General features: G+C 69.7%; 12 protein-coding genes. 9 read left to right on the top strand and 3 right to left on the bottom strand.

Annotated elements, in window-relative coordinates; translation table 11 throughout:
• Positions 1-219: 219 nt before the first annotated feature.
• Positions 220-2346, bottom strand: a complete 2127-nt coding sequence (locus VF632_RS26335; RefSeq protein ID WP_331025933.1) for a S9 family peptidase — start codon at positions 2344-2346, stop codon at positions 220-222.
• An 802-nt stretch (positions 2347-3148) separates the two neighbouring features.
• Between VF632_RS26335 and VF632_RS26330 the strand changes: the two genes are divergently transcribed.
• The 3 genes from VF632_RS26330 (at position 3149) to VF632_RS26320 (ending at position 8295) form a co-directional block, all read left to right on the top strand.
• A complete protein-coding gene (locus VF632_RS26330) occupies positions 3149-3976 on the top strand; it encodes a GNAT family N-acetyltransferase (protein ID WP_331025932.1) in 828 nt (275 codons plus the stop codon).
• A 528-nt stretch (positions 3977-4504) separates the two neighbouring features.
• Positions 4505-5710 carry a hypothetical protein gene (locus VF632_RS26325; RefSeq protein WP_331025931.1) on the top strand — a complete coding sequence of 402 codons (1206 nt, stop codon included), beginning with the start codon at positions 4505-4507 and terminating at the stop codon, positions 5708-5710.
• Between the two features lie 299 nt (positions 5711-6009).
• Complete coding sequence (locus tag VF632_RS26320) at positions 6010-8295, top strand: hypothetical protein (protein ID WP_331025930.1); 2286 nt, start codon at positions 6010-6012, stop codon at positions 8293-8295.
• 70 nt (positions 8296-8365) lie between these two features.
• On the opposite strand, the gene VF632_RS26315 is transcribed toward VF632_RS26320, so the two are convergent.
• A complete protein-coding gene (locus VF632_RS26315; protein ID WP_331025929.1) occupies positions 8366-9718 on the bottom strand; it encodes a M20/M25/M40 family metallo-hydrolase in 1353 nt (450 codons plus the stop codon).
• Between the two features lie 201 nt (positions 9719-9919).
• Here VF632_RS26315 and VF632_RS26310 point away from each other — a divergent pair, with 201 nt between their 5' ends.
• The 5 genes from VF632_RS26310 (at position 9920) to VF632_RS26290 (ending at position 14957) form a co-directional block, all read left to right on the top strand.
• The gene (locus VF632_RS26310) at positions 9920-11161 is read left to right on the top strand and encodes a sensor histidine kinase (protein WP_331025928.1); all 1242 of its coding nucleotides are present in this window, start codon (positions 9920-9922) and stop codon (positions 11159-11161) included.
• Positions 11162-12009: 848 nt separating this feature from the next.
• Complete coding sequence (locus VF632_RS26305; RefSeq protein ID WP_331025927.1) at positions 12010-13290, top strand: pyridoxal phosphate-dependent aminotransferase; 1281 nt, start codon at positions 12010-12012, stop codon at positions 13288-13290.
• Between the two features lie 122 nt (positions 13291-13412).
• Positions 13413-13871 carry a DUF1579 family protein gene (locus VF632_RS26300; protein WP_331025926.1) on the top strand — a complete coding sequence of 153 codons (459 nt, stop codon included), beginning with the start codon at positions 13413-13415 and terminating at the stop codon, positions 13869-13871.
• 49 nt (positions 13872-13920) lie between these two features.
• On the top strand, positions 13921-14238 hold the full coding sequence (locus VF632_RS26295; protein WP_331025925.1) for a zf-TFIIB domain-containing protein: 318 nt from the start codon (positions 13921-13923) through the stop codon (positions 14236-14238).
• Entirely contained in the window at positions 14238-14957 is a 720-nt protein-coding gene (locus VF632_RS26290) for an alpha/beta hydrolase family protein (protein ID WP_331025924.1), read from the top strand. The genes VF632_RS26295 and VF632_RS26290 overlap by 1 nt, the downstream gene beginning before the upstream one ends.
• 117 nt (positions 14958-15074) lie before the next feature.
• Here the strand turns inward: VF632_RS26290 and VF632_RS26285 are convergent, their stop codons facing one another.
• On the bottom strand, positions 15075-16745 hold the full coding sequence (locus VF632_RS26285) for a SpoIID/LytB domain-containing protein (RefSeq protein WP_331025923.1): 1671 nt from the start codon (positions 16743-16745) through the stop codon (positions 15075-15077).
• A 261-nt stretch (positions 16746-17006) separates the two neighbouring features.
• Here VF632_RS26285 and VF632_RS26280 point away from each other — a divergent pair, with 261 nt between their 5' ends.
• Positions 17007-17975 (top strand): M28 family peptidase, encoded by a 969-nt coding sequence (locus tag VF632_RS26280; RefSeq protein ID WP_331025922.1) that lies wholly within the window; start codon positions 17007-17009, stop codon positions 17973-17975.
• The last annotated feature ends 35 nt before the right edge of the window (positions 17976-18010 follow it).

The raw sequence follows: 18010 nt of genomic DNA, 5'->3' as shown, positions 1-18010 counted from the left end.
GTGTTCGGCAAAGCCAAACCTACTCCTTTCGCGCGAGATTCAACACACCCGGGTGCGCCTGTTTTATTCGTCCGCTTTTCCGGCTCTCCGACTCCGTCTCCACGTTTCCGGATGGGAACGAATTCATTCGCCCGTGCAGGCTCGGCGAGGGCCGGGGCTCAAACGAAGAGGCGGGCCCGAGCTTCCGCCCAGGCCCGCCTCTTGGGGCTCATCTCCCGCCTAGTGCGCCACGCCTAGGTGATGCAGCAGGAACGCGTACCGGAACGCCGTCTCGCGCAGGGCGTCGTAGCGGCCCGACGAGCCCCCGTGGCCGGCGCCCATGTTGGTGCGCAGCAGCAGCAGGTTGTCGTCGGTCTTGGTGGCGCGCAGCCGCGCGACCCACTTGGCCGGCTCCCAGTACGCCACGCGCGGGTCGTTCAGCCCCGTCGTCACCAGCATGGTGGGGTAGGCCTTGGCCTCGACGTTGTCGTACGGCGAGTACGACAGCATGTAGCGATAGTGCTCTTCGTTGGTGGGGTTGCCCCACTGCTCCCACTCGCCCGCCGTGAGGGGAATGGACGCGTCGAGCATGGTGTTGATGACGTCGACGAAGGGCACGTCGGCGATCACCACCTTGAACAGGTCCGGCCGCATGTTGGCCACGGCGCCCATCAGCAGCCCGCCCGCGCTGCCGCCGCGGATGCCCAGCCGCTCGCGCGAAGTGAAGCGCTCGTTCACCAGGTGCTCGGCCACCGCGATGAAGTCGGTGAACGTGTTGCGCTTGTTCATCATCTTGCCCTGGTCGTACCAGGACCGGCCCATCTCCTGGCCGCCGCGGATGTGCGCGATGGCGTACACCACGCCGCGATCCAGCAGGCTCAGGTTGGCGGTGCTGAACGCCGGGTCGGTGCTGCTGCCGTAGCTGCCGTACGCGTACAGCAGCATGGGACGCGAGCCGTCGCGCACCAGCGGCTTCTTGTACACGAGCGACACCGGAACCATGGTGCCGTCCTGGGCGCGGGCCCAGGTGCGCTCGCTGGCGTACTGCGAGGGGTCGTATCCGCCCAGCACGTCGGTCTGCTTCTTCAGCGTGCGCTGGCGGGTGTTCATGTCGTAGTCGTACACCGACGAGGGCGTGACCAGCGAGGTGAACCCGAAGCGAAGGGTGCCGGTGTCGTACTCGGGGTTGCTCCCCGGCGAGGCCGTGTACACCGGCTCGGCGAACTCGATGGTGTGCTCCTGCCCGTTGCGGATGTTGCGGACGCGGATCTGCCGCAGCGCGTTGGTGCGCTCGAAGAGCACCAGGTGGTCGCGGAACACGTCGAAGCCGTCCAGCAGCACCGTTTCGCGGTGAGGCACCACCTCGCGCCAGCTGGACCGCGACGGGTTGGACTCCGGCGCTTCCATCAGCTTGAAGTTGTTGGCGCCGCCGGTGTTGGTGCGGATCAGGAAGCGGCCGTTCTGGTGGCTGACGGAATAGATGTGGTCCCGTTCACGAGCCGCCACCAGCCGGAACTCCGTGGGGCGGTCCGCCGGCGCCACGCGCACCTCGCTGCTGGTGTAGCTGCCGGTGGACAGCACCATGTAGCGGTTGTCCTTGGTGCGGCTGATCCCCACGCGGAACAGCACGTCGGGCTCGTGATACACGAGCACGTCCGTGGCGGGAGCGGTGCCCAGCGTGTGGCGGAACACGCGGTCGGGGCGCTGCGCCTCGTCGGTCTTGGTGTAGAACAGGGTGCGGTTGTCGGCGGCCCACGTGGCGCCGAACGACACGTCCTCGATGCGGTCGGGAAGGATCTCGCCGGTTTCCAGGTTCTTCACCATGATGGTGAAGTGCTCGGCCCCGGTGGTATCCACTGAAAACGCCACCAGCCGGTGATCGGGGCTGATGGAGTAGGCGCCCAGGCTGAAGTAGCGCTTGCCCTCCGCCATCTGGTTCAGGTCCAGGATCACTTCCTCGCGGGCGTCCAGGCTTCCGCGCTTGCGGGCCAGGACGGAGTACTGCTTTCCCTCTTCGGTGCGCGAATAGTAGTAGTACGGGCCCATGCGGTCCGGCACCGACAGGTCCGTCTGGCGGATGCGGCCCAGGATCTCCTGGTAGAGCGTTTCCTGGAGCGCCTTCGTCCCCGCCATGGCGGAATCGGCGTAGCGGTTCTCGGCTTCCAGGTAGCTGATCACCTCCGGGTTCTGCTTGTCACGCAGCCAGAAGTAGTTGTCGACGCGCACGTCGCCGTGCAGCGTGTCGGTCTTGGGGATCACGCGCGCCACGGGCGGCGGCGGCAGGTCGCGCGCGGTCTGCGCGGCGGCGGGCACGGCGGCCAGCCACGGCGCGAGCAGCAGGAGGGTGCGCACGGAACGACGCAGCATGAGGACTCCTTGCGGGGATCTGGTGATTTTACGGATGCTAAATTAGCAGCACGTACACGATAGTCGCCCGAGGGCGGTTGGAACAGGGGTCCGTGCGTGGGCCGCGGCTCCCGCTGGCGCCCGCAGTCTGTCATCCAGAGGCCCGAGCGCGCCGAACTCGCCCGTACATCATCCCATGCGGGCCGAAGGATCTTGCCTGAACCACGAACCAGCTTGGGCGCGGCAGCGACACGGATTTCCGAGTCGCGGATCTCCGCACCGAAGTCGGGTGCAGAACCCCGGGGTCAAGCCGGACCCAAACCCTGCACGGGCGAATGAATTCGCTGCAACGACCACACGAAGTCCGCCTTCGCGGACTGGCTTGCTCGGGTGTGGGTTGGGGCCTGGGGCGCGACCTTGCGTGCGACGTTGGCGCGCATCGGCGGTGATGCACACCGAAGCCCGCCGGAGCGCGATCGAATTCTCCCCTCTCCCGCTTGCGGGCGCTTGCGGGAGAGGGGCCGGGTGAGAAGGCAGCCGGCCGAGCATGCGCCGGCCCCGCGTCGCCACGCACCCGACTCCGCCAGGGCTGCCAGCCCGAGCACCCAACCCGCCGACGCGAACGACACTGGCTCCCTTCCCCCGCGCGGTTTGCGGGGGAAGGGCTGGGGATGGGGGGCGCCCGCGGCACGCACCGGCTCTCCTCGTCGCGCACCCGACCCTGCTTGGGTACCCGCGCGGGTCACCTGACCCGTGCGCGGATCGGCCGATGCGCACACTTTAGTGCATCCGTTCGATCCATCTGCACCCGGCCTATCGTCCCATGACCCGTTCCGATCCCGAGTACCCGCTTTCCGACCTGGCCCTCGCGCGTCGCCTGGAGGCCGCGGAGGGGCGCGCGAACGCCGCGTTCGTCTCCAGTCGCGCCCGGCTGCAGCCGGAGGTGGGGGCCACGTGGAAGGAAGTCGCCGGAACACTGGTGATGTTCGACGGCGTGGGATCGCCCCTCACGCAGACGTTCGGACTCGGCACCCTGGGCACCGCCGATGACGGTACCCTGGGCGAGATAGAGGCATTCATGGAGGAACGCGGCGCGCACGTGTACCATGAAGTGAGTCCGCTGGCCGATTCGTCCCTCCTGCTACTGCTGCCGGCGCGCGGCTACTGGCCCGTCGAACTGACCAGCGTGATGCACCGGCCCACGACGATCGCCGTCCCCGGCGCCGAATCACAGGTACGCGTGCGGCGGATCGAGCCCGGAGAGGTGGACCTGTGGGCAGACACGGCGGCCCGCGGCTGGGGCGAAACGCCGGAAGTCGCGGAGTTCATGCGTGCCTTCGGAACGATCACCGCGCGCGCCGAGGGCACGGTGCCGTTCCTCGCAGAGATCGATGGGGAGCCGGTCGCCACGGGAGCCCTGGCGATGCACGGCGACGTGGCGCTGCTGGCGGGGGCGAGCACCGTCCCCGCGGCGCGGAAGCAGGGAGCGCAGCGCGCTCTGCTGCAGGCGCGGCTTCGATACGCGGCGGAGCACGGATGCGACCTGGCGATGATGGGTGCGGAGCCCGGAAGCGCGTCGCAGCGCAACGCCGAGCGCCAGGGCTTCCGCATCGCCTACACGCGGATCAAGTGGCACCTGCCTCCGGCGTGAGGTAAGCGACTCGGCGCCAACCGAGACCACTCTCGCCAGGGCGCGCCACACGGTGTAACCCACACCAGGACAAGCCAGTCCGCGAAGGCGGACTTCGTGTGGTCGTTGCTGCGAATTCATTCGCCCGTGCAGGCTAAGGGTCGGCTTGAACCCAGGTTCTGCACCCGACGGTGCGGGGATCCGCGGCTCAGGGATCCGTGCCGCTGCCGCGCCCAGGCTTGTTCGTGGTTCAGGCAAGATCCTTCGGCCCGCACAGGTCGGCGTACGGGCAAGTGTGGTGCTCTTGGGCCTCTGGATGACAGGCATGGGCGTGCGGCCAAGGATGAGCAGTGCACCTGGCCTCTGATGACAGAGGGGGGCCTCGCGCGGCTCCCGGCTTTGTACCGCGCTTGGGCCTGTGGATGACAGAATTGGCGCACCCTCGTGATATGAGGCCAGCCGCGGGCCTTGCCCCGCACGCATCCGGGGCACAGGATGTGACGTGGCGAAAAGCGAGCAATTTCCCGCACCTGAACCGGACATCGGCCCGTGACCGACCGACCCGTCACCATCGTCTGCCTTTCGAGCTTCCTCAAGGGCGAGGAATTCCTCCGCGAGTGCAAGCGGCAGGGCTGCCGCGTGCTGCTGATCACCGTCGAAAAGCTGCGCGAGGCCGAGTGGCCGCGCGACGCCATCGACGAAATGCTGTACATGCCGGACCTGTTCAAGCGGGACGACGTGATCAACGGCATCAGCTGGCTGGCGCGCACGGAGCACATCGACCGCATCGTGCCGCTGGACGAGTTCGACCTGGAGATCGCATCGGCGCTGCGCGAGCACCTGCGCGTGCCGGGCATGGGCGAAACCACCGTCCGCCACTATCGCGACAAGCTGGCGATGCGCATGCGGGCGCGCGAAGCCGGCATCCGCGTCCCGGACTTCGCGCCCGTGCTGCACAACGACCACATCAACCACTTTCTGCAGACGGTGCCCGCGCCGTGGGTGCTCAAGCCACGCTTTTCGGCGTCGGCCATCGGCATCCACAAGCTGGATGATCCCGACCAGGTGTGGCGGACCATCGAGTCGCTGGGCGACAAGCGGAGCTTTCACCTGCTGGAGCGCTTCGTCCGCGGGTCGGTGTACCACGTCGATTCGCTGGTGTGGGATCGGGAGATCGTGTTCTCGGATGCCAACGGCTACGTGAGCCCGCCGTTCGAGGTGTACCACGGCGGCGGGCTGTTCAGCACGCGCACCCTGCCCCGCGACTCGGACGAGGCGCGCGCCCTCAAGCAGGAGGATGCACGGGTGCGGGAGGCGCTGGGCATCGTGCGGGGCGCGCTGCACACCGAGTTCATCCGCGGCGACGAGGACGGCGAGTTCTACTTCCTGGAAACGGCGGCGCGGGTGGGCGGCGCGAACATCGTAGAGATGGTGGAAGCCGCCACGGGCATCAACCTGTGGCGCGAATGGGCGCGGATTGAGGTGGCGGATGCACGAGGCGATGCCTACACACTGCCGGCGACGAGGGAGGACTACGCGGGGCTGCTGGTGTCGCTGGCCCGGCAGGAGTGGCCGGACACGTCGGCGTACGACGATCCGGAGATCGTGTGGCGGATGAACAAGCGCCACCATGTGGGGATGATCCTGGCCTCACCCAGCCCGGACCGTGTCGCGGAACTGCTCGGCTCGTACATGCACCGCGTCCGCGAGGACTTCCACGCCTCCATGCCCGCGTCGGCCACAGCGACGGACTGACCAATCGAAAGCGGCGGGCGGACGACACCAAGGTCGCGCCACAAGCGATAACGAACACCGCGGCAGGCAGTCCACGAAGGTGGACATCGTGTGGTTGTTGCCGCGAATTCATTCGCCCGACCAGGCTCGGGGGCGCTCAAAACAGGAGGCGCGGAGACGATTCTCCGCGCCTTCCGCTCGTTTGATGTTGTGCCGCAGCAACTTACGACGGAACACCGAGGGCATTTCCGCCGTACGGTGATGGGCGGGGCGACACCAGGCCCGGTCGCCGCCGCCGATACGCCCGACCCGGAGCGGCCATGAACGCGACCACGAACACCCGACGCACCGCACGATGGAGAGCCGCCAGCGCGGCCCTCTTCGCGCTGCTGTTGCCGATGCTCGCGGGCTGCGGAGAGCGGCGCGAGCAGCCGCTGTCCGCGGTTGACGTCGAGCTGGTGCGGGCGGACGCATACGCCGATTCCATCGTCCGCCTCGCGGGCACCCGCGCCGTGGCGCTGACGGACGAGGACGTCATCGTGCTGGGATACCTGGAGCGGCTGCGGCTGGGGCTCGGCAGCCCGTTCCGGCTGACGGACCTGGCGCTGCAGGACCCCCGGCTGACGCCCGCCTCCCGCCGTAGGGCCGGCGCCGCGCTCCTGTCGGTCACGGCGGCAGCGCGTGGATACGTGCTGGACCCGCTCGCGTTGTCGACCGTGTCGCACGGCTCGCTCGAAGAGCGGATGCGGGCCGCGCGCCTGCACCTGGACATCGTCGAGCAGGCCGTCGCCACCGCGGCGGACCCGCGCGGCGGCGAGCTGACGGTTCGTGCGGCCTACGCGCTGGCCGCCGCCGAGGGCACCGTCCCCGCGCATTCGCCCCCGCTCGTTGCGCGGGCGGCGGCGCTCGCGGCAGACCGGCGGATGGCGCGCGACGATGCTCGCGCCCTGCTGGACGAGGCGGCGCTCACCCACCGCCACCCGCTGGCACTGCTGCGCGAGTGGCGGGCGGCCCGGCGCTTCTCGGTGGAATCCCCCGCGGGTGCGTGGCGGAGCGAGTCGCGCGAGGCCGCGTCCGGCGCCGCCGCCATCCCTCTCGCGGGCGCCATCGCAACGGTCCCCGCGCGTGCCGCGGTCGAAGGCTCCGCGCCCGCGCCCGCCCCGCTGCTCTCCCGCAGGGCGGCGCGCCGGCTGATGGAACTGGCCGACCGCCACGAGCCGCCCCCGGTGGCACCGATCGCCGTCTCGCTGGAGCGCTACAGCCGGGCGATCCAGCAGGCCTTGGGACCGACGGAGACGGGACGCGCGAACGGGCGCCGGTTCGTGGAATCCGCGCGCGACGAGGAGCACTTTGCCGCCGCGTACACCCGCATCCGCGCCTCGCACCCGGCCGCCCCGCTCGCCGAGGCCGCGCTGGAATCCGCCGTCGCTATGCGCACCTACGCGCAGGAAGCGGTGTGGCACCCGGGCTTTCCCGCCCCGTCCACGGCGGACCTCAAGCGGTGCTACGGGCTCAAGGCGGTGGACTTCGACGCGGATGTGCCGATGGCGTGGCGCCCGTACTACCGGCGCATGCTGGGGAGCGCGCTGGCGGAGATGGAGGCCATCCTGCCCGGAATGGACGTTCGCGGGCTGTCGATCCAGTTCGGCCGGACGGGCAAGGAACGCTCGGCGCTCGCCATCCACGATCCGTACGGCCGCCGCATCCACGTTCCGCCCGCCACGGGCCCAGGCACGCTGATGCACGAAATCGCGCACGACCTGGACTGGCAGGTGGCGCGCAGGCGCTACCGCGGCCAGGGCGCCTACGGAACCGACGTGGCGCTGCGGACGAGCGGAACGGACGAGTTCGCCGCCGCCGTGCGAAGCCTGCCCACAGCGCCCGTCGCCGGGCGAAGCGCCGGCCGCAGCGGCGGATGGGACTACGAGACACGCCCCGCGGAGACGTTCGCGCGGCTGCTGGATGGCTACGTGACGGCGACGCTGGCCGCGCGCGGGCGCAGCAACGGCTACCTGTCGTCGTACCAGGACGAGGTGCTGGCCGGCCACGGGACCGCCGTGCCTCCCGATGCGCGCGGCCGCGTGCTGAACGTCTTCCGCCCGCTGATGATGGAAGCATCGCCGCTGCCCATCCCCCTGCAGAGCGAGTTCGAGGGGCTGTGGGGCCCCCGACCGGCGCTGGGGCCGCTGGGCATGGTGGCCGAAGTGGCGGCCGCGGGCGGGCAGCGGCCGATTGCAGAGCGCGTGGACGAGTGGCGCAGCCTGGCGGACCTGGAAGCCTTTCCCGACGCCGCCCGCGCGCGCATCGCCCGGGTGCAGCAGACGCGCGACGAGCTGCTCGCCGAGCGCGAGGCCATGATCTGCGCGAACCCGTTCCTCTCGCTCGGGGCGGACGGCGAAAGGGACGTCCGCGCGATGGTCGATCGCGCCGCGCGCTCGCGGATGCGGGGGATCATGAGCCAGGAGCTGCGATCCCTGGGCATCGACGCGGACGCAGGCGCCGCCGCCGCCGCGTGGCTTCCGAGAGAGAACCCGTCCACCGGAGCGCTGTTCTCGGCGGGCGACGAATCGTCCCCCACGCCGAAGTGCGGCCTTCTCGCCAGCTGACGAAGGGCACGGCGGGACGCGGAAGCCCTCCTCCGTGTTCTCCGTGCCCTCCGTGTGAGACCCCGCTGCGTCAGCCCTGGCCCGACATCGCACGGACGAGCCGATACAGGAACTCCTGCCCCTCGAAGTAGGAGCTGATCGAAATCCGCTCGTTGGGCGCGTGGACGCGCACGTCGTCCACGTCGAAGAAGATCCCCGACACGCCATACATCGGGATGCCGGCGGCGCGGAAGTAGAGGCTGTCCGTGGCGCCGATGCCCATTACCGGCACCACCGGCACTCCGGGCCACATCTCTTCGGTGATCCGCTCCACCGCCCCCACCACCTCCGGCGTCAGGGGCGACGGCGCGCTGGGCTTGCCCGCCTTGACCTGGGTGAGCACCAGGCGCTCGTCCGCGATCACCTCCACCAGTTGGCGCGCCACCTCGTCCGGATCGGTCCCGGGAAGCAGCCGGCAGTTGAGGATGGCGCGCGCGGACTGCGGAATCGTGTTGTTGCTCTGCCCCGCATCCAGCCGCGTGGCCGCGCAGGTGGTGCGCATCATCCCGTTGTACTGCGGCACCTCGCTGAGCCGCGCCGCGGCGTCCGCATCGCCCGTGTCCAGCAGCGCGCGCATGTCGTCTGCCATCGGCCCCGCCTCGATCCGCGACATGCGTTCGAAAAAGGCCCGCGCCACCTCACCCAGCTGCACGGGAAAGGTGAACCGGGCGATGCGCCCCAGCGCGGCGGCCAGGTGGTAGATGGAGTTGTCGGGGGTGGGCAGCGAGCTGTGGCCGGAGGCGCCGCGGGCGCACAGTTCGAAGTCGACGTACACCTTTTCGCTGGCCTGCAGGTTGTTGGAAACGCGGCGCCCCTCCTTGATCCGCCCGATTCCCCCTTCGTTGATCCCCATCTCCGCATCCACCAGGTCGCGGCGGTTCTCCGTCAGCCACTTGGCGCCGTTCTGCGGCCCGCCCTCCTCGTCCGCCGTCAGCGCCAGGATGATGTCGCGGTCCGGCACCACGCCCTCGTTCAGCAGGCGCACCAGGTTGGCGGCCCAGATGCTGGCCATCGCCTTCTGGTCGCTGGTGCCGCGGCCGTAGAAGAAGCCGTCCTGCTCTACCAGCTCGAAAGGATCGGTGGACCACTCCGCCGGGTCGGCATCCACCACGTCCAGGTGGGCCAGCAGGAGCAGCGGCCCGCGCGCGCCGCTGCCGCGAAGGCGCGCCACCAGGTTCAGCTTGCGGGGATGCGGGCCGGCCTGCGTCACGTCGTCCTCCGGGAGCCCCGCCGCCAGCAAGCGGCGCGCGACCACCTGCCCCGCCGCGGTGACGTCGCCGTTGGCCTCGGTGGTGTCGATGGCGATCAGCTCGGAAAAAATGTCGCGCGCCAGCTGCCGGTACTCCGCCGGGGAGGTGACAGCCGGGTCGATGCCGTTCTGCATGGATGTTTCCAGGTGGTGGTTCGTCCGGAGCGGCCTGTCGCCGTGCCGCCACGCGTGAACTTACGCGGCGGAGGGCGCGCGTCCAGACGGCCATCGTGCGTCCGGCCCTTGCCGGATCGCCCGCGTGCGCGAAATTACGCGGATTCTGGCGGAGCGGTGCCCATTCCGGCCCCCACGCCCCACCGACCAACGCGAAGCTGCATGAGCCGCGATTCCGAGCCGCCGCAGGACCCTGGCGCCGACCCGCTGCGCGATCCCGCCCGCCTGGCCGCGCTCCACGCCACGGCGCTGCTCGACAGCGCGCCGGAGGAGTCCTTCGACCGGCTCACCCGCATCGCGGCCGAGTTCCTGGACGCGCCGCTGGCGCTGGTGAACCTGCTGGACGACCAGCGGCAGTTCGCCAAGAGCTGCTTCGCCCCGCCAGGCTGGCCCGACGACCCCAACTCGCCCGTGGAGGAGTCGTACTGCCGGTGGACGATCATCGAGCGCGAGCCCGTGGTGATCTCCGACGCGCGAAAGGACGAGCGGGTGCGCGACAGCGTGTTCCTGCGCGACCTGAACCTGGTCAGCTACCTGGGCGTTCCGCTGATCCTTTCCAACGGCCACGCGCTGGGAACGCTCTGCGTGGCCGGGTTCGAGCCGCGCGAGTGGACGGAGCGCGAGGTGCGGCTGCTCGCGGACCTGGCGGCGTCGGTGACCACCGAGGTGGAGTTGCGGCTGGACGTGGCCGAACGCCGCCAGATCGCCAGGCTCAAGGACGAGTTCGTGTCCATCGTCGCGCACGAGCTGCGCACGCCGCTGACCTCCATTCGCGGCAGCCTGGGGCTTCTGGCCAGCGGACGGCTGAACGGAACGCCGCAGGCGCAGCGGATGCTGGAGATCGCGGCGCAGAACTCCGACCGGCTGGTGCGGCTGATCAACGACATGCTGGACCTCGATCGCCTGCAGTCCGGACGGCTGGAGCTGAACCCGGCGCGGGTGGAGGTCGCCCGGCTGGTGGAGCAGTCGATGCACGCCGTCGAGGGGGCGGCGACGGGCGTGCAGGTGACGCTGGAGGCCAGGATCGACCCGGGGCTGGACGTCTGGGCCGATCCGGACCGGGTGGTGCAGGTGCTGGTGAACCTGCTATCCAACGCGGCCAAGTTCTCCCCGCCTGGCGCCGTGGTGGAGGTGGTCGCCGAGAACCGCGGCGAGCAGGCGCTGTTCCAGGTGCGCGACCGCGGCCGGGGGATCCCCGCCGACAAGCTCGACGCCATCTTCGAGCGCTTCCGGCAGGTAGACAGCTCCGATGCCCGCGACAAGGGCGGTACGGGGCTGGGGCTGGCCATCTGCCGCAGCATCGTCCAGCAGCATGGGGGGCGCGTCTGGGTGGCGAGCGAGTGGGGCAAGGGGAGCACCTTCTTCTTCACCCTCCCCCGCGAGCCGCGAGCCGCCGCGGAGTAGGTTCCCCCTCCCCCGGCCCCTCCCCCGCAAACGGCGCGGGAGAGGGGAGACTTCAATCGGGGGCGACGGGCTGCCTCGCATGCCCTGGGAGCCCCCTCCCCCCGGCCCCTCCCCGCACGGAACTGCTGTGCGGAGAGGGGAGACACCGTGTTGTCATCCTGAGGCGCAGGCGCACCGAACCGGCCCGTACCGCATCCCACGCGCGCCGAAGGATCTAGCCTGCGACACTTCCAGGTCGGGGCGCGGCAGCGAGCACCCAGACTTGAGGCGCGTCCGCCGGGGGGCCCCTCCCCCGCCCCTCCCCTGGCAAACTGCGCCGGGAGAGGGGAGAACTTCGATCGAGGGGCGACAGGCTGCCTTGCATGCCCTGGGAGCCCCCTCCCCCCGGCCCCCTCCCCCGCTTCGCAGGGGAGGGGGAGACGTGAATCGCGCTTCGGCCGGACTGGCGCACTCGACTGGCTCCCTTCCCCCGCGCAGTTTGCGGGGGAAGGGTTGGGGATGGGGGGCGCCTGCCCGAACACCAAACCTGAAACCACGCACCCCACCCGGAAGTGTACCCCCTCTCCCACGCTGTTTGTGGGAGAGGGTGGACGAGCATAAGCGAGGACGGGTGAGGGCCCCACGGCAGCCGAGGCCTCGGCTCCGGTAACCGCTGCCGCGCCCGAGTCTGTACGCGCCCCAGGCCAGATCCTTCGGCCCGCACGGGATGTGCTGCGTGCTGGTACGGTGCGCCTGGGCCTCTGGATGACAGGGTGCGGTGGATTGGTCCGCCGCGGAACGGATCGTTCATTGCTGTGCGGCACCCGATTCCGACGATCGCCCCCCGAATCCATACATCGCCTGACCTGATGGACCGCAGACGTATCGACATCGCGCCGCCCCACATCCCCGGCTTCCGCGCCGTTCCGTTCACCGGGGTGATCTACGTGATGGCCGAGGCCTCCAAGCGCGGCTACGCATACGGCCACCCCGACTGGTGCAACCTGGGCCAGGGGATGCCCGAGACCGGCCCCCTTCCCGGAGCGCCACCGCGCATCCTGGAAGCACCCATCAGCACGGCGGACCAGGAGTACGCGCCCGTGGCCGGCATTCCCGAGCTGCGCACCGCCGTCGCCGACCTGTACAACCACCTGTACCGGCAGGGCAAGGCGTCGCAGTACACCGCCGACAACGTCTGCATCTGCGGCGGCGGCCGGCTGGGGCTCACCCGCACGGTGGCGGCGCTGGGGGAGATCAACCTGGGGCACTTCCTTCCCGACTACACGGCGTACGAGGAGCTGCTGAACATATTCCGCATGTTCACGGCGATCCCCATCCTGCTGGAAGGCACCGACGGCTACCGCTTCGACATGGGACGGCTGGAGCGCGAGATCATGGGCCGCGGCCTATCCGCGCTGCTGCTCTCCAACCCGTCGAACCCCACGGGGCGCACCATCCGCGGGCTGGAGCTGGCATCCTGGGTAGAGGCGGCGCGGCGGCTGGAGTGCACGCTGCTGCTGGACGAGTTCTACTCGCACTACGCCTGGTGCGCCTCGCCCGACGAGGACGGGCTCGTCTCGGCCGCCCGCTACGTGGACGACGTGGACAACGACCCGGTCGTGATCATGGACGGGCTGACCAAGAACTGGCGCTACCCCGGCTGGCGGACCACCTGGGTCGTGGGCCCCAAGGCAGTGATCGAGGCGGTGACCAGCGCGGGCTCGTTCCTGGACGGCGGCGGCAGCCGGCCCCTGCAGCGCGCCGCCGTTGCACTGCTGGAGCCCGCGGCGGTGCGCGCCGAGACGGCGGCCATCCGCGGCGCGTTCCTGCGCAAGCGGCGCATCCTGCTCGACGGGCTGCGCGACGCCGGCATGCGGCTGGACGTGGAGCCCGAGGGTACCTTCTACATCTGGGCAGACCTGGCGGGCCTTCCCGAGCCGCTGAACGACGGGATGGACTTCTTCCAGGCCGCGCTGGAGGAAAAGGTGATCTGCGTTCCGGGCGAGTTCTTCGACATCAACCCGGGCAAGCGCCGCAGCGGCCGTGCATCGCGGTTCCGCACCTACGCGCGCTTCTCGTTCGGCCCCGAGGAGTCGGCCGTGGCCGAAGGGGTGCGGCGCCTGGGCGAGATGGTGCAGCGCTACCGCTGACGTAGCATATTCCCGGACGCCGCAGGGCCTCACGCAGAGGCGCAGAGCCGCAGAGAGAGGAACGGAGAGACCACCGAAGCTCTCGCTTCGGCACTTTCGCACTCACGCACTCACGCACTCCCATGAACCCGATCGAAGCGCTCGCCGCCTGCGCAGGAACGTGGAGCGGCCCCAGCACGCTGCAGGACCCCATGAACAACGTCGCCGAAGAGTCGGCGTCCACCCTCACCGTTACGCCGGTGCTGGGCGGGCGCTTCGTGAGGATGGACTACACGTGGGCGTACCAGGGCAAGCCGCAGGAAGGCTCGCTGCTCGTGGGTTTCGATCCCAAGGCCAACACGCTTTCGGGGCACCTGATCGACACCTGGCACGTGGGATACGGGGCGATGGCGTTCACCGGAACGCCCGGCGCGGACTCCACGCTCACCGTCCGCGGCTCGTACGCCGCGCCTCCCGGGCCGGACTGGGGATGGCGCATCGACGTCGCTCCGGGCGAGGACACGCTGCGCATCACGCACTACAACGTGTGGCCCGAGGGAAAGGAAGACCTGGCCGTCGAATCGGTCTACACTCGCGCATAGCCATCGGCCGGATGGAGCACCTGCGTTCAACCCATACTCGAGGTGAAAGATGAAGTGTCCCGTATGCCTGCAGCCCGACCTGGTGATGTCGGAACGCCAGGGAATCGAGATCGACTACTGCCCGCAGTGCCGAGGCGTGTGGCTGGACCGCGGCGAGCTCGACAAGATCATCGAGCGCTCCGCCACGCAGGCCCCCGCCGCGGCGTCACCTGAGCCGCCGCGGACCGGGTACCCGCCGCAGCAGCCAGGCTACGGCCAGCAGCCCGGATACGGCCAGCACAAGAAGTACGACAAGGACTACCACGGCGGATACGGCCATAAGAAAAAGCGCGGCGGCTTCCTGGGCGAGATCTTCGACTTCGATTGATGGACCGCGCCATCGCCTTTGCATCGCGGACCATCGGCGGCGTTCCTCTCCTGCTCGCGTTGCCATCGACAGGAGATGCGCCGCACCCGATGGTGCTCTGGTTCCACGGGTTCGGCGTGGACAAGGAGGTGCACCGGAAGGAACTGGAGCAGCTGGCGCGGGCCGGGTTCCTGGCGGTGGGCGTGGACGCGGCGGGCCACGGCGCCCGCCGCCTGCCCGACCTGGATGCCCGCCAAGCCGCGCCACACGAAGAAGCGTTGCGCACCATGATCGGCCTCGCCGCGCAGACGGCGGACGAGGTCCCGTCGATCGTGCGCGCGCTGGCGGATGAAGGCCTGGCGGACGCGGAGCGGGTCGGCATCGTGGGCGTATCGATGGGCGGGTACGTCGTCTATCGGGCGGTGCTGGTGGAGCCCTCCATCCGCGCCGCCGTCGCCATCCTCGGCTCACCGGAGTGGCCGGAGGGGGACAGCCCGCATCGGCATTTGGACGGGTTCCGGCACCCCGCGCTGCTGTCCATCACGGCGGAACGAGACAAAAACGTGCCACCCGCCGCCGCCCGCGAGCTTCACCGTCGGCTCGCCGCATTGGACCCGGAGCCGGTGCACAGCTACGTGGAACTCGCGGGCGCCGTTCACCTGATGTCCGAGCAGCACTGGACCCAAGCGATGGTAGAGACGCTGCGCTGGCTGAAGCGCCACCTCCGGCTCACCTCGTAAGGCCGATCAGCCGTTCCAAACGCGCGACAGCCGGGGGATCGCTCCCCCGGCTGTCGTGTTTCCACTCTCCTGCAGTTCTCCGGGACCTCCGCACCTCCGCATGAGACCGCCGATGGCTCACGCCGACGTGCAGTCGTACGGGTCGGTGGTGGTGGTGCTCGTGGGCGAGGTACCGTCGCGGCGCGTGCCGACCTTCGTTTCCAGCGCGATCCCCGTGTAGTACTTCTTGAGGATCTGGTCGTACGTGTGGCCCGCGCGCGCCATGCCTACGGCGCCCGTCTGCGCCAGCCCCGCGCCGTGGCCGTTGCCGCCGCCGTACGCGCGGTAGCCGGTGAGCGCGCCCGACGAGTTGGTCACCCGCTCGATCACGAACAGCGTGCTCGGAAGCATCGTGGGCACGCCGGAGCTGTTGATGTACGGCATCGCGGAGCGGATGGCCGTCCCCGTCTCGGTGAAGGTGCCCTGGTCCGTCACGAACTGGATCTGCGTCACCCGCCCGCTGGCGCTGGAGCGCGCCAGGATGTTGATCCCCGTCACATTGCCCACGGGCTTGTTGGCGAAATCGCCTACCACGCAGCTCATCTGCGCCATCGTCCAGCTGTAGTTCCACCGGTGGTAGCTGTGGAAGCCGCCGTACGCCCCGGTCCACGTAGGCGTCCGCAGGTCGGTGAGCAGCGCCGAGACGGACGGCAGCTCCTGGCCGGGCGGCGCGTCCCACACCGTGCGCAGGTAGGACGCGGTGGTGCTGAACACGTCTTCCACGTTGCTCGTCTTGCCGCCGCTGGTGGCGTAGAACAGGGCGCTGATCATGGCGCCGTTGTACGTGGCGACGATGCCGGCCGTCGCATTGATGGCGCTGGTGCTGATGGAATGCTCCGCCGCCGATCCGCCGTACACCTGGTCCTGCACGGTGGCCAGCACGTCGTAGCCGTTATTCCAGTGCTTGCCAAGGCTGGAATGCGCGTAGGTGCGAGCCGCCACGGCCTGCGCCTTCTGCGCCTCGATCTCCGGGTACACCGAAGGCCCAAGCTCGCGCGGAACCACGCCGTAGAGGTACTCCTCCATCCCTACCTCGTTGATGCCCGCCAGCGTCCCCGCGGCGTTCTTCATCACCTCCGCGATCCCGCGGTACTGCGCCGTGCCGATGGTCACGCGCGCGGTGGATGCCACGGTGATGCGCGGCTGTGCGCGCGAGCTGGCGGCCGTTCCCGACGTCTTGGTGGTCACGTAGCGCGGCTCGTAGACCGTGGTGTTCACCGTCTTCCACAGCGCGGACGTGGTCGCCAGGCCGGCGTTGATCACGTTCTGCTTGTAGATGCGCTCGGCCGTGGTGTCCATGGGCAGCGGCCGCTCGCCGATGTACACGCGCCAGCAGCTGGCCGTGGACACGTATTCCCACGCGGAGGGAAAGCCCGCCGCGGTTCCCGCCGTCACGCGCTGGTCACGGTCCGCCGCCGTGGTGGTGCACACCACCTGCAGCCGCCGGTTGTTGGTAGCGACGCCGACCGACTGGTTCCACGTCACCGTCGCCTGCTCGCCCGCCAGCCCGGAGACGAGGTATGCGTTCGTCCCCTTCTCACGGACGTCGTACGCCACCGTGGCCCCGATCTTCACCGACGTGGCGGCGGGGATGATGCCCACGCGGATCTTTCCGGCGTACGGCTCCAGCGCGTTCCGCGACACGCCCGCCGGCGCGGCGATGTCGGGGTGGGTGGGCAGGTCGTCCGCGCACCCCGCCGCGGCCGAAAGAAGGGCCAGCAGGGCGAAGCGGAACTGTCGTGCGTGCATGTGCACCTCGGGGTGGGTGGATGGGACCGCGGCGAACCTCAGGATCCGGGAACGCTGCGGCGCAAAGGTAGCGCACGGCACGCCAGGGGGGCGCACCGGTCCCGGGGGATGATCTCGCTCGGAGCTGTATCATACGGCTTCCGCAGAAAACATGCACCTCCCGCCACGCCGTGAACGTTCGCCCGGGCTGCTGGACCGTGGGAGCAGAGCTTGCCCTGCTTCAGACTACATGGATCATCGGCAACCCTGTCGTGGGATGGAATGCGTGCGAGGAGCCTGTTCATCGCGGTCGCACTCCCGGCGTCCGCCGCCCTGGCGGGCACCTGCTACGTCGTGCAGCCGATGGGTGGAGGGCGGGCGATGAGCGCGGCCCCGGCGGTCTCGGCCGAGCGGCTGGAAGCCCATGTGCGTGCGCTCTCGGAAGAGTTCGTTCCGCGCGACTACACGCATCCCCAGAACCTGAACCGCGCCGCGGCCTACATCCGTGACGAACTGGAGCGTGCCGGCGGACGGGTGTCCCTGCAGGACTTCGACGTGCGCGGCACCACGTACCGCAACGTGGTGGCGTCGTTCGGGCCGGACGAGGGCGAGCGGATCGTGGTGGGCGCCCACTACGATGCGGCGGGCCCCTACCCCGCGGCCGACGACAACGCCAGCGGCGTCGCGGGGCTCCTGGAGCTGGCGCGGCTCCTGTCCACCGCATCGCTGCGGACGCGGGTGGACCTGGTGGCGTTTCCGCTGGAGGAGCCGCCGTTCTTCCGCACGGGGCACATGGGAAGCGCCGTGCACGCCAAGTCCCTGCGGGCGCAGGGCGTGAAAGTGCGGCTGATGATGTCGCTGGAGATGATCGGCTACTTCACCGACGCGGAGGGAAGCCAGCAGTTTCCCCTGGCCGTCCTCAAGGCGTTCTATCCCTCACGGGGCAACTTCATCACCGTGATCGGAAAGCTCGGGCAGGCGTCGGCCGTGCGGCGGGTGAAGCGCGCGATGCGGAAGGCGTCGCCGCTGCCGGTGCACTCCATCAACGCGCCGCGGTGGGTTCCCGGCGTGGACTTTTCCGACCACGCCAGCTACTGGGACGAGGGCTACGCGGCGGTGATGATCACGGACACGGCGTTCTATCGAAATCCCCACTACCATACCGCACGCGACACGGCCGACACGCTGGACTACGCGCGGATGGCCATGGTGGTCCAGGGCATCCACGCCGCCGTCCTGCGCCTGGCCTGAGCCCGCTGCACGCCGCGTGGCTAGCCCGTCACTCA

The organism is Longimicrobium sp., assembly GCF_036388275.1.
Classification (GTDB): domain Bacteria; phylum Gemmatimonadota; class Gemmatimonadetes; order Longimicrobiales; family Longimicrobiaceae; genus Longimicrobium.
This window is presented reverse-complemented; position numbering and strand designations above follow the sequence as displayed.